The organism is Falsiroseomonas sp. RANM36, from assembly GCF_056682175.1.
The window spans coordinates 1-287 of the sequence record NZ_JBWXTD010000065.1 but is presented as its reverse complement, the minus strand read 5'-3'; the positions used below and the strand labels follow the sequence as shown (position 1 = coordinate 287).

Sequence of the window (287 nt, the reverse complement as noted above, 5' to 3'; positions counted from 1 at the left end):
TGCGCCGCGTAGCTCTCTTGGCGGATCTGCGCCAAGGTCGCGGGGATGTTGATCTCGAAGGGATGCGGCGGCGCGGATTGGCAGGCCTGGTAGCAGCCCATGCAGCCCTGGCAGTCATTCGCCACGTGCGTCAGATCGCCCTCGCTGAAGTCCCGCCGCATCGCCATGGCCGGGAACACCGCGCAATAGCTCTCGCAATAGCGGCAGGCGTTGCAGACCTGCATCTGCCGCCAGGCATCCTGCATCGCCTCGCGGGGGGCGCCGGCGGGGGCGGCTTCCGGGGCGGC

General features: G+C 69.7%; 1 pseudogene. It reads right to left on the bottom strand.

Annotated elements, in window-relative coordinates:
- A pseudogene (tcuB, locus tag AC1MIR_RS27855) lies at positions 1-287 on the bottom strand (tricarballylate utilization protein TcuB); the annotation flags it as partial.